Below are 11729 nucleotides of genomic sequence, written 5' to 3' on the forward strand. Positions count from 1 at the left end.
CCGTGCGCGTGACGTGGAGCGCCGGTGGGCACCTGAGCTTCCGGCTCGACCCGGAAGACGAGATCACCGGCACGGCCTCCGACGAGTACCCGATCAAGCTGGCCATCAACTCCTGCTCCATCGGCGGGGTGCCCGACGACGCGCACCCCGACCTGTTCGCCCTGGCCGCCTGGACGATCGTGGCCCCGTGGACCAGGCGGCGGATCACCTTCGACCGGGCCATCTCGGCCGAGCTGGCGCAGGTCCTGCACGACGGCTGGGGCGTCGAGGCCGGTCCGGTGGGCGCCGAGCCCCGCAGGCAGGGCGCCAGGCTCGCGATCTCCTACAGCGGCGGCGCGGACTCGGTGGCGGCGGCCACGATCCACCCGCAGGCCCCGTTCGTGCACTTCCGCCGCGTCGCCCACCCGCGCGTGCCGAACCGCTGGCCGCACTACCGCTCGGACGTGCTGGCCGGGCTCGCCGCCAAGACCGGCCGCGAGCTGAGCACGGTCACCTCCGACCTGGAGTACACCCTCGCCGAGCCCCGCCCCGGCTACCCGGAGCACCACGCCGTGGCCGCGGGCGCCCTGCTGCTGGCCGACCGGCTCGACCTGGGTGGCCTGGGCTTCGGCTACGAGCTCGGCTCGCGCTGGCTGGGCGGCGACCGCTACCTGGGGCGCTTCACTCCCGACAACCCCATGTGGGCGCCGCACGGCAGGTGGGGCCGCCTGTTCGCGGCGGTCGGCGTGCACATCGTGCTGCCGGTCGGCGGCGTGAGCGAGGCGGTCACCATGCGCCTGGCCTTAGCCTCTCCGCTCAGCAAGCAGGTCCGCTGGTGCCTGCAGGGCACCGACGGTCCCTGCCGCAACTGCGGCAAGTGCCTGTACAAGGAGCTCATCCAGGCCGCCGTGGAGCGCCGCCCCCTCGACACCCCGATCACCGCCGACCGCCCCGTGGCGCGCAAGTACCTCATGAAGCCGCCGTACGGGGGCCAGGAGATGATCCAGTACGGGCTCGCCCGCGTACCCGGCATCGAGAACACGCTCTTCGCCCCCGCCCTGGACTACTTCGACGTCTCGGAGGAGGCGACGAGCTGGCTGGAGCACTGCTACCCGCCGGCACTCGACGAGACCCCCGAGGCGTGGCGCGCGGAGGCGGCGGCGTTCGTCGGGGCGAATGTGGGGTTGATGACGGAGCCCGAGGTGCGGCGGGTCGAGACGTGGGGGGCGGCATGAAGGTCTACCTGTCGGTGGACATGGAGGGCGTGACGGGGCTGACCGACCCCGAGGAGATGCACGCGGGCAAGCGCGGGTACGAGCGCGGCTGCGAGCTGATGACCGCCGACGCGAACGCCGCGATCGAGGGCGCGTACGCGGGCGGGGCGAGCGGCGTGCTGGTCAACGACGCCCACGGCTCCACCAAGAACCTGCGGATCGACCTGCTGGACCCCCGCGCGAGCCTGATCAGGGGCCCCGGCAAGGCACAGCGGATGGCCCACGGGCTGGACGGCACCTTCCGGGCGGCCTGCTTCGTGGGCTACCACGCCCGCGCCGGGGTGCCGCACGGGGTGCTCAACCACACCTGGATGGGCAAGGAGATCCAGAACGTCTACCTCAACGGCGAGTTGTGCGGCGAGACCCGGCTGGTCGCGGCGTGCGCCGGGTTCCACGGGGTGCCGGTGGCGCTGGTGACCGGGGACGAGGCCGTCGGGGAAGAGGCCCGCGAGCTGCTCGGCGACGTCGAGACGGTGGCGGTGAAGAAGGGGGTCGACAAGTTCTCGGCCGAGTTGTCGCCGCCGATCGTCGCCCAGGCACAAATTCGTGAGGCGACAGCGCGGGCGCTGGGCCGGTTGAACGACTTCACGCCGTATGTGGTGCCGGCGCCGTACACGCTCGGGGTGGAGTGGAACTCGACTGCCATCGCCGCGGCCGTGTCGCTGATCCCGGGCGTCAAGGCGGCCGGCGCGCGGCACACCGAGTTCACGACCGACGACTTCCCCCAGATCATGGCCCTGTTCGGGCTTTTCGCCACGATCGCCGGACAGGTCGCCTGCGGCAGCGGTCCCTATGGCTGAGGTTCCCATGGCCGAGGACGAGGGCGCGGGCTCGAACGCGGACAAGGCCACGGACGCGACCGCCGCCAAGGACTCGGGAAGCGGTGCGGGCAGGGGCTCGGGCAGGGGGGCGGCGCTGACGCGGCGGGGGTTGCTCGTCGGGATCGGGGCGGCCGGTGGCGCCGGGGCCATGTACGCCGCCATGGGCGCCCTCGGCCTGGCGCCCGCCGAGCAGGACAAGGAGTTCACCGCGCCCCGCCAGGGCGACTTCACCCTGCGCGGCAAGGGCGCGGCCAAGGTGGTGATCCTCGGCGCGGGCGTGGCGGGGCTGACCGCCGCGTACGAGCTGGGCAAGGCCGGCTACGACTGCACGCTGCTGGAGGCCGGGCAGCGGGCGGGCGGCAGGAACCTGACGTTGCGCGGCGGCGACCGCCTGACCGAGCTGAACGGCCCCGCCCAGGACGTGAAGTTCGGCGAGGGCGTCTACTTCAACGCGGGCCCCGGCCGTATCGCCCCCTGGATGGTGACCCTCGACTACTGCCGCGAGCTGGGCGTCCCCATCGAGACCTTCATCAACAACAACGCCGCCGCGTACGTGCACACCGAAGGCCAGACGCTGAGGGCCCGCACGGCCCGAGCCGACATGTACGGATATGTCGCCGAACTCCTGGCAAAGGCCACGAACCTCGGCGCCCTGGACCGGGCCATCACCAGGAACGACCAGGAACGGCTGCTGGACTTCCTCAGAAGGTTCGGCGACCTCGGCCCGAAGGACGCGTACGAAGGCTCCGAGCGGCGCGGTTTCACGAAATTTCCGGCGCTCGACGGCGGCACCCCCATCTCCGACCCCGGCACCCTGCACCAGGTCCTGGCCGCTGGCACCGGCCGCGCCATCACCAACGACTTCGGTTACGACCAGGCCACCCCCATGTTCCAGCCCGTCGGCGGCATGGACGCCATCGTCACCAAGCTTCAGCAGGCCGTCGGCGCGGAGCGGATCAAAACGGGCGCCAAGGTCACCAAGATCACCACGCTGGACGACGGCGTCGAGGTCGTCCACACCGGCGGCACGATCAAGGCCGACTACTGCATCGCCACCCTCCCGCCGCACCTCCTCGCCAAGATCCCGCACAACCTCGGCGCCCAGATCACCACCGCGCTGAAGACACCCGTGCCCGTCGCCGCCGGCAAGATCGGCCTGGAGTACGGCCGGCGCTGGTGGGAGCAGGAGGACCGCATCTACGGCGGGGTGACCGAGACCGACCTCGACATCACCCACATCTGGTATCCCTCACACGGCTACCACAACGAGCGCGGCCTGCTCGTCGGCTACTACAACACCGAGCGCCACGCGGAGCTCTACGGCGCGCTCACCCCGGAGGACCGGCGGCGCAGGGCGCTCACCCAGGGCAAGAAGATCCACGGCGAGAAGTACCGCCAGAACCTCCTGTCCAGCACCTCCATCGCCTGGGAGCGCCAGGAGCACATCCAGGGCGGATGGATGCGCTGGCCCGCCTTTGATTCGTCCTTCACTCTTCTGCAACGCCCCGCCGGAAGGGTTTACTTCGCGGGCGACTGGCTCACCCATCTGATCGCTTGGCAGGCGGGGGCCATGGAGTCGGCCCGCGGTGCCGTCACCCAACTGCATCAACGGGTGCTGCAGTCTCCGTGACGTCACCCGCTGCTCCCACAGCCGCAATAGGCTCGTCGGGAGAAGCGATCGAGGAGTGGGAATGACGTTGGTGTGGGTGCCCGCGGCCGAGCGGATCGACCTTCTGGCTGATCCGGTGGCACGTGTCGTACCGAATATGGAGGGCGTCGAGGTGGCCGAGATCGACCCTGATCTGGCCGACACGGCGGCGTTCTGCGACAGGTACGGCGTGACTCTTGACGAGTCGGCCAACTGCGTCGTGGTGGCGGCCAAGCGGGGCGGCGAGACGCGCTATGCCGCGTGCATGGTGCTCGCGACGATGCGAGTCGATGTGAACGGCGTGGTGCGCAGGCACCTCGACGCCCGCAAGACCAGCTTCGCCCCGATGGAGCAGGCGGTCGAGCTGACCGGGATGGAGTACGGCGGCATCACGCCCCTCGGACTGCCCGAGGAGTGGCCGGTCCTGGTCGACACGCACGTCGCCGAGCACCGGAGGGTGGTGATCGGAAGCGGCGTGCGCAGATCGAAGCTCGCCGTATCAGGCGCCGCGCTGGCGGGTCTGAAGAGGGCAGAGGTGCTCTCCTTGGCCGGCTGAAGGAAAACTGAGGCCGATTCGAGACCGTTGATTGGGAAACCGGGTGGGCCGTTCTGGACGTTGTACGAGTGGGAATGTGGCCTCATGGTTCATCTCGTGGGCGGGGATTAAGCCGGTATGGTGCTTCATGCCATGAACGATGACCGACTAGGCCCTTACCGGCTGCTCAGGCGGCTCGGTGAAGGCGGAATGGGCGTTGTCCACCTCGCTGTCGACCCCCAGGGGCGGCAGGTGGCGGTCAAAGTCCTGCGCGGAGAGGTCGCCGGTGACGAGGTCGCCAGGCGCCGGCTTTCGCGCGAGGTCGAGACCATGCGCAGAGTGCGCAGCAAGTACATCGCCGAAGTGCTCGACGCCGATGTGACCGGTCATCGTCCGTACATCGTCACGCGTTACGTGCCCGGCCCGCCGCTCGACGAGATAGTCAAGGACGACGGGCCGCTCGACCTGCCCGCGTTGCTGAGGATCGCCCACGGGGTGGCCTCCGCGCTGGCCGTCGTGCACTCGGTGGGCGTGATCCACCGCGACCTCAAGCCCGGCAACGTGCTCCTCATGGACGGCGAGCCGGTGCTGATCGACTTCGGCATCGCCCAGGCGGTGGATGCGACGCGGCTGACGCAGACCGGCATGTTCATCGGCACGCCCGGCTACCTCGCGCCCGAGATCATCGAGGGCCAGGAGGCGGGTCCCGAGGTCGACATCCACGCGTGGGCAGGCACCCTGCTGTACGCGGGAACGGGCCAGCCGCCCTTCGGCAAGGGCACGCTGGAGATGATCTTCTACAACATCACCGCGGGCAAGGCCGACATCAGCGCCGCGCCCCCGGAGCTGCGGCCGCTGCTGAAGGCGGCCTTCCAGCGCAACCCGGCCAAGCGGCCCAAGGCGGCCGACCTGGCCGAGCAGACCGCCAGGATGTTGCCCAAGGCCAAGCCGGCGGCAGGTGGCTCGCCCGACGAGATCTCGACCATGCCGCGGCCGCACGAGCCGGCCCAGTTCATGAGCCCGCCGCCGCGTGCCCCCGAGCCGTCACGTGCTGCTGAGCCGTCGCGTGGCTCGGAGCCGTCACGTGCGTCGGAGCCGCCGCGCGTGGCGGACAAGCCGGCCTACGAGATCTCGACGCCGCCGGTGACGCCCAAGCAACTGCTCGACGGCAAGGACGGCAAGGACGGCAAGGAGCAGCCGGCTGCGCCGTCGCAGGATCAGCCGTACGTCTCGCTGCTGCCGCACCAGCCCGACCCCTGGCCGACCCGCAGGGTGCCGCCGGAGGAACTGCGGCAGATCCAGCGCGAGGCGGGCCTGTACCCGCCGCAGAAGCCACAGACGCATTCGCACCCGGCGCAGAACCAGGCGCCGCAGAACCAGGCGTCGCAGAGTGGCGGCAATGGTCCCGCGGCCCCGGCGCACGGCCCGGAGGCCGACGTGCCCACCCGGCGGGTGCGCTCCGATTCGCCCGAATTCCGCAGGCTCACCCAGAGCCCGCAGCAGGCGCCGAACTCCGGCCCCAACGCGGGGCCCGGCTCCGGCCCGAACTCGGGCCGCCCCGGCGCGCCCGACTACGGCCGCCACGGGTCGGGACCAGGGCCGCACGACTACGGCCGGCAGCCCATCCCGGTGCAGCCGCCGCCGTACATCCCGGCCCAGCAGCCGCAGTTCCCGCCGCCGCAGCCGGACCCGATCAGGACCAAGCGCGAGCCGTACATCCCGAGCAGCCAGCCGGGCAAGCCGCTGCAGCGTTCCAGGGCCTACGGCGTGGCCGGCGCGATGTTGCTGGTCCTGCTGGTCGTGGCCGCCGCGCTGGCCCCGGTGCTGGTGTCGATCGTGGCGGTCCCGATCGCGATCCTGCTGCGCGCGGCCGACCTGGCCCAGCCCCGGCTCGCGGCCCGCAGGCCGGCCGGGGCGGCGGCGCTCGACGTGGTACGCGTGTTCGCCCAACCGGCGGCGCTGGCCAAGTCGGCGGGCATCACGGTGGCGCTCGTGCTCTACGCGCTGATCCTGGGCCTCCCGGTGACGTTGTTGCTCACCGTGGTGGCCGGGATGGAGCCGGTCAACGCCCTGGGATGGGGCGCCGCGGTCGCGTTGTGGACCGTCTGCGCAGGCCCCGGAGTCGAAGGTCCGGGCAAACAGATGCGCAGAACGCTCGCATCCCTCGTACCCTCGAGAACAGCGGCGATGGTGATGGCGGGAGTCCTCGCGGCGGCTGCCGCGCTCTCGCTGCTCCTCGCGATCGGCACGTTCGGGGAATCTCCAGAGAGGGAGGCCGTATGGGCTCCGCTGGACGTCATAGAAGTGGAAGTGGCCAGAGAGCTCGGCAAGCTGGGGGCGAATTGAGGGGGATGATGCGGGGAAGGTGGCGATGAGCACCCAAGCACCGGAACGTCTTGGCCCCTATCGCCTGATCAGGAAGATCGGCGAGGGCGGCATGGGGGTCGTCCATCTCGGTCTGGACGGCGAGGGGCGCGAGGTCGCCATCAAGGTCCTGCACCCGCACGTGGCGGCCGACCTCAAGGCGCGTGACCGCCTCACGCGCGAGGTGGAGACGATGCGCAGGGTGCGCAGCCCGTTCGTCGCGGAGGTGATCGACGCCGAGCTGGTCGGTGGCCAGCCGTACGTGGTGACCCGCTTCGCGCCCGGCCGCACCCTTGAGGACACCGTCCTGTCGGAGGGCGCGCTGGAGGCGCGTGAGATCATCAGGCTGGCCCAGGGACTGTGCCAGGCGCTGGTGTCCATCCACGCGGCCGACGTGATCCACCGTGACTTCAAGCCGTCCAACGTCATGCTGGTCGACGGCGAGCCGCTGGTCATCGACTTCGGCATCGCCCACCTGGTCAACGCCACCCGGCTGACGCAGACGGGCATGTTCGTGGGCACGCCGGGCTATCTGGCGCCCGAGATCATCCGTGACTCTGAGATCACCCAGGCGGCCGACGTGCACGCGCTGGCCTCGACGGTGTTCTTCGCCGCGACCGGGGCGCCGCCGTTCGGCACGGGAACGTTCGAGGCGGTCTGCTTCAACATCATGGAAGGGCGGGCGCAGATCGACAAGGCGCCCGCCTGGTTGCGCGGCTGGCTCAGCCGGGCCCTGCAGGTCGATCCGGAGAACCGGCCCGGCGCGCAGGAGCTGCTGCGGATGGCCAGGGCGCTCGACCCGGCCGTGACCACGTTCAACGAGGGGCCCACCGGGACCAAGCGGGTGGGCAACCGTACGCGGGTCATGGAGAGCTTCTCCGATCTGCTGCCGCCGGTCGAGTACAACAGGACGCCGCCCCCCGCCCCGCCCGCGCCGCCGCGCCGTGAGGAGCGGCCGCCGCCCTACGTGCCGGCGCCGATGTCGGCCAGGCCGGTGCCGTACGGCGACCAGCGGGTGGCCGGTCAGCCGCCGCAGGACCGCAGGCTGGTGCCGCAGCCCACCGCGCCCTCGCAGGTGCGGCCCTACACGCCGCCGCCGCAGTACACGCCGCCGTCGGAGCGTAAGAAATACCTGTTCGGCAGCCAGTTCGTCGGGTTGTTGCTGCTCGTCTCGCTGGTCGCGCTGACCGTCATGATGCCGGTCATGGTCGGCGCGGTGGCCGTCGCGCTCGCGCTCGTGCTGCGCATCGGCGAATACCTCTTCGGCGACCTGGTCAAACGGCGTCAGACGCGCGGCAGCAGCGCGGCCGACCCGCTGCTGGCGGTGCTCGGCACGCCATGGGCGCTGCTCAAGTCCGCGCTGGTGACCGTGGTGCACGTACCGCTGGCGCTGCTGTTCGGCGTGTGCGTCTGGGGGGTCCTGCACTGGGCCGGGCAGATGAGCGTCAACGAGGCGGCGGCGTTCGCGGCGGGCGCCTTCGCCGCCGGTCTGTTCGTGCTGCCGGGCGGCGGCGCGCCGCGCAAGGCCGTCACGCGCACGCTCACCGGCGTGTTGCGCAGCCCCGGCGCCGCGCTGGTCGCGGTGGTGGCGGTGGGCACGGTGGCGCTGTTCGCGGTGATGTTCGCGCTGGGGCAGGACACGGTGTGGACGCCCTGGCAGGCGCCCGAGACGGTGATCGACAATCTGGCGAACGACGCGAGGCAGAGCACGATCGGTCTGATCACGGGGCTGGTCGGCGATCTGCTCAAGGATCTGGGGCTGGGGTGGCTGAATCCCTGGTCCTGAGTGTTCCCGCCGTCCCCTCAGGGGAGAGATGAGGTATGAGCGAGCGCCTCGGCCCGTACGAGCTTGTCTCCCGTCTAGGCGCTGGTGGATTCGGCGAGGTGCATCTGGCGCTCGATCCTGAGGGCAGGACGGTCGCGGTCAAGGTCCTGCATCCGCACGTCGCCGCCGACGCCGGGGCGCTGGCCCGGCTGGCGCGCGAGGTGGAGACCATGCGCAGGGTCGGCGGGCCGCACGTGGCGGAGGTGCTCGACGCCGGCCTTGAGGGCGCGCGGCCCTATCTCGTCACCCGTTACGTGCAGGGCCGGCCGCTCAGCGCCGTCCCCGTGCCCGTGGCCGACCTGCGGCTGCTGGCCGGCGGGCTGGCCGACGCGCTGCTGGCCATGCACGAGGCCGGGGTGGTGCACCGCGATCTCAAGCCGGCGAACGTGATGATGACGGAGGGCGAGCCGGTCGTCATCGACTTCGGCATCGCCAGCGCGCTCGACTCGTTGTCGGTCACGGCCTCGGGCGCGGTGGTGGGCACGCCGGGCTATCTGGCCCCCGAGGTGCTCGAAGGCAGGGCCGCGGGGATTGCGGCCGACGTGTTCTCGTTCGGGGCGACGCTGGCGTACGCGGCCACCGGGCGGCAGCCGTACGGGCAGGGGCCGGCCTCCGCGGTCGCCTACCGGGTGGTGCACCACTCGCCCGACCTGGAGGGCGTGCCGAAGTGGCTGGCGCCCTTGTTAGCCGAGTACCTGTCCACCGATCCGGCCGCCAGGCCGACGGCCGCGCAGATCTGCGCGCAGCTCGGCGTCGAGCCGGTCTCCCACGTGCCGCGGCGCCATGAGGCTCCGGTCGCACGGCGCCGCCCCACCTCCGACGAGACGGCCACCAGGGAGTGGCGGCCGGGCAAGGAGCGGTACCGGCGCTCGGTGGAGGAGTCCAGGGCCAGGCACCGGGAGAAGGTGCGCAGGCGCTGGCTGATCGGCTCGGGGCTGTTCGTGTCGCTGCTGGCGGCGGCCGCCCGGCAGCCGCTGCCGGAGGTGTCGCTCTTCCTGCTGGCCGCGTACGCGGTGGGTGTCGTGGCCGACGCCGGGGTCGCGCTGTTCTCGCGCGGCCCGTTCCGGCGGGGGCGTCTGGTCGCGGACGCGGTCAGCCTGGTGGGCGCGGTCGGGCTCTGTTTCGGGCTGGCGGCGTCGTTCAGCACGTTCACGCTGGCGTTGTTCGCGGGCACGGCGCTGGTGGTGGGCGTGGTCTTCCTGCTGTCCGCCTGAGCTACGCCAGAATATAGTTCGGTATTGTGGTGACGGATGGATCGCATCGGCGGTTGGTTTGCGCGTAAGCTACCGATGGGTAACATAACGGCACTACCACGGCAGACCCTCTGTCGGGTGTCCTGCGGGCACCTGGCAGTCTGAACAGATGCATTCGGCGTCACCGCAGCGAGGCGGAGGCGCACGCGAACTACGGGAGGTCGGCCACCGGCCATGAACATCGTCGTCTGCGTGAAGCAGGTCCCCGACACGGCGACCGAGCGCAAGCTGCGGTCCGATGACAACACGCTCGACCGGGACGCCGTTGACGGCGTGGTCAACGAGCTAGACGAGTACGCGGTCGAAGAGGCGCTGAAGCTCAAGGAGGCCCACGGCGGCGAGGTGACCGTCCTGAGCATGGGCCCCGGCAGGGCCACCGAGACCATTCGCAAGGCCCTGGCCATGGGCGCCGACAAGGCCGTCCACCTCAGCGACGACGCGCTGCACGGCTCCGACGCGCTGTCCACCTCGTACGCGATGACCCAGGTGCTCAAGAAGATCGGGTTCGACCTGGTCATCCTGGGCTCGGAGTCGACCGACGCCCGCACCGGCGTGCTGGCCGCGATGCTGGCCGAGCGGCTCGGCGCGCCGCAGCTCACGCTGGCCAACAAGGTCGAGGTCGAGGGCGGCTCGATCAAGGTGCAGCGGCTGGCCGACTACGGCTACGACGTGGTCGAGGCCACGCTGCCGGCCGTGGTCTCCGTGGTCGAGAAGATCAACGAGCCCCGCTACCCCTCGTTCAAGGGCATCATGGCGGCCAAGAAGAAGCCGGTCGAGACGCTGGCCATCGGCGACGCCTCCATCGACGCCGCGCAGGTTGGCCTGGCCGCCGCCTGGTCCGAGGTGGTCGACTTCGCGCCCGCCCCGCCGCGTGCGGCCGGCACGATCGTCAAGGACGAGGGCGACGGCGGCGTGAACGCGGCCGACTTCCTGGCGTCCAAGAAGTTCATCTGAGAGCGGGGGTAAATCGCACATGTCGGAAATTCTCGTTCTCGTCGAGCAGGCCGAAGGCGAGGTCAAGAAGGTCACGCTGGAGCTGCTGACCCTGGCCCGCTCCCTCGGCACCCCGGCCGCCGTCTGGGCGGGCCCCGGCCTCACGCCCGAGGCCAAGGCCCGGCTGGCCGAGTACGGCGCCGAGAAGATCTACGTCGCCGCCTCGGACGAGGTCGTGGACCACGTGGTCGCGCCCAAGGCCGAACTGCTCGCCGAACTGGTGAGCGCCAAGTCGGCGGCGGCGGTGCTGGTGGCCGCCACGGCCGAGGGCAAGGAGGTCGCCGGCCGGCTGGCCGTCAAGACCGACTCCGGCGTCATCACCGACGCCGTGGGCGTGGGCGAGGGCTTCGTGGCCGACCAGTCCATCTTCGGCGGCGGCGTCAACGTGCACTCGCGGGTGCGCAAGGGCACGCCGATCATCGCCGTACGCCCCAACTCCACCGCCCCCGTGGCCGCCGCCGGCGCCGGGGCCGAGGAGGAGGTCTCCTTCTCCGCGTCCGACGCCGCCAAGGCCGCCCGCGTGGTCGAGCGGGTCAAGCAGGAGAAGGGCGCCCGCCCCGAGCTGACCGAGGCCGCCATCGTGGTCTCCGGCGGGCGCGGCGTGGGCTCGGCGGAGAACTTCTCCGTCATCGAGGGCCTGGCCGACTCGCTCGGCGCGGCCGTGGGCGCCTCCCGCGCCGCCACGGACGCGGGCTGGTACCCGCACCAGTTCCAGGTGGGGCAGACGGGCAAGACCGTCTCGCCGCAGCTCTACATCGCGGCCGGCATCTCCGGGGCCATCCAGCACCGGGCCGGCATGCAGACGGCCAAGACGATCGTCGCGATCAACAAGGATCCCGAGGCGCCGATCTTCGAGCTGGCCGACTACGGCGTGGTGGGCGACCTCCACCAGGTCGTCCCGCAACTGACCGACGAGGTCAACAAGCGCAAGTAGGCAGAGCCGGGACAGGTTGTGACGTCGGGGGCTGCGGCATTCGCCGCAGCCCCCCCCCCGGGGGGGACACGCCGGCCCCCCCCGGGCAGCGCGTGGTATGGGC

The 11729-nt window shown here is 71.3% G+C and carries 9 protein-coding genes; all 9 read left to right on the forward strand.

Annotation, left to right across the window (positions count from 1 at the left end):
* Positions 1-2 precede the first annotated feature (2 nt).
* The 9 genes from AB0I81_RS48880 (at position 3) to AB0I81_RS48920 (ending at position 11626) form a co-directional block, all read left to right on the forward strand.
* A complete protein-coding gene (locus AB0I81_RS48880) occupies positions 3-1214 on the forward strand; it encodes a DUF6395 domain-containing protein (RefSeq protein WP_360673420.1) in 1212 nt (403 codons plus the stop codon).
* Positions 1211-2053, forward strand: coding sequence for a M55 family metallopeptidase (locus AB0I81_RS48885; RefSeq protein ID WP_360673422.1), 843 nt, complete (start codon positions 1211-1213; stop codon positions 2051-2053). Before AB0I81_RS48880 ends, AB0I81_RS48885 begins: the two co-directional genes overlap by 4 nt.
* On the forward strand, positions 2046-3704 hold the full coding sequence (locus AB0I81_RS48890; RefSeq protein WP_360673424.1) for a flavin monoamine oxidase family protein: 1659 nt from the start codon (positions 2046-2048) through the stop codon (positions 3702-3704). Before AB0I81_RS48885 ends, AB0I81_RS48890 begins: the two co-directional genes overlap by 8 nt.
* Positions 3705-3765: 61 nt before the next feature.
* The gene (locus AB0I81_RS48895) at positions 3766-4278 is read left to right on the forward strand and encodes a YbaK/EbsC family protein (RefSeq protein WP_360673427.1); all 513 of its coding nucleotides are present in this window, start codon (positions 3766-3768) and stop codon (positions 4276-4278) included.
* 132 nt (positions 4279-4410) lie between these two features.
* Positions 4411-6603 (forward strand): protein kinase, encoded by a 2193-nt coding sequence (locus tag AB0I81_RS48900; RefSeq protein ID WP_360673430.1) that lies wholly within the window; start codon positions 4411-4413, stop codon positions 6601-6603.
* A 25-nt stretch (positions 6604-6628) separates the two neighbouring features.
* Positions 6629-8407 (forward strand): serine/threonine-protein kinase, encoded by a 1779-nt coding sequence (locus AB0I81_RS48905; protein WP_360673433.1) that lies wholly within the window; start codon positions 6629-6631, stop codon positions 8405-8407.
* Positions 8408-8442: 35 nt separating this feature from the next.
* Positions 8443-9660 carry a serine/threonine-protein kinase gene (locus tag AB0I81_RS48910; protein ID WP_360673436.1) on the forward strand — a complete coding sequence of 406 codons (1218 nt, stop codon included), beginning with the start codon at positions 8443-8445 and terminating at the stop codon, positions 9658-9660.
* Positions 9661-9873: 213 nt separating this feature from the next.
* On the forward strand, positions 9874-10653 hold the full coding sequence (locus AB0I81_RS48915; protein WP_360673439.1) for an electron transfer flavoprotein subunit beta/FixA family protein: 780 nt from the start codon (positions 9874-9876) through the stop codon (positions 10651-10653).
* 19 nt (positions 10654-10672) lie between these two features.
* The gene (locus AB0I81_RS48920; protein ID WP_360673441.1) at positions 10673-11626 is read left to right on the forward strand and encodes an electron transfer flavoprotein subunit alpha/FixB family protein; all 954 of its coding nucleotides are present in this window, start codon (positions 10673-10675) and stop codon (positions 11624-11626) included.
* Positions 11627-11729: the final 103 nt, after the last annotated feature.

It is taken from the genome of Nonomuraea sp. NPDC050404 (assembly GCF_040655495.1).
Taxonomy (GTDB): Bacteria; Actinomycetota; Actinomycetes; order Streptosporangiales; family Streptosporangiaceae; genus Nonomuraea.

Bases quoted from the DNA above. Each gene is read 5' to 3' on its own strand.
- AB0I81_RS48890 (WP_360673424.1), top strand. From the start codon at position 2,046: ATGGCTGAGGTTCCCATGGCCGAGGACGAGGGCGCGGGCTCGAACGCG.
- AB0I81_RS48895 (WP_360673427.1), top strand. From the start codon at position 3,766: ATGACGTTGGTGTGGGTGCCCGCGGCCGAGCGGATCGACCTTCTGGCT.
- AB0I81_RS48900 (WP_360673430.1), top strand. From the start codon at position 4,411: ATGAACGATGACCGACTAGGCCCTTACCGGCTGCTCAGGCGGCTCGGT.
- AB0I81_RS48910 (WP_360673436.1), top strand. From the start codon at position 8,443: ATGAGCGAGCGCCTCGGCCCGTACGAGCTTGTCTCCCGTCTAGGCGCT.
- AB0I81_RS48915 (WP_360673439.1), top strand. From the start codon at position 9,874: ATGAACATCGTCGTCTGCGTGAAGCAGGTCCCCGACACGGCGACCGAG.
- AB0I81_RS48920 (WP_360673441.1), top strand. From the start codon at position 10,673: ATGTCGGAAATTCTCGTTCTCGTCGAGCAGGCCGAAGGCGAGGTCAAG.
- AB0I81_RS48885 (WP_360673422.1), top strand. From the start codon at position 1,211: ATGAAGGTCTACCTGTCGGTGGACATGGAGGGCGTGACGGGGCTGACC.
- AB0I81_RS48905 (WP_360673433.1), top strand. From the start codon at position 6,629: ATGAGCACCCAAGCACCGGAACGTCTTGGCCCCTATCGCCTGATCAGG.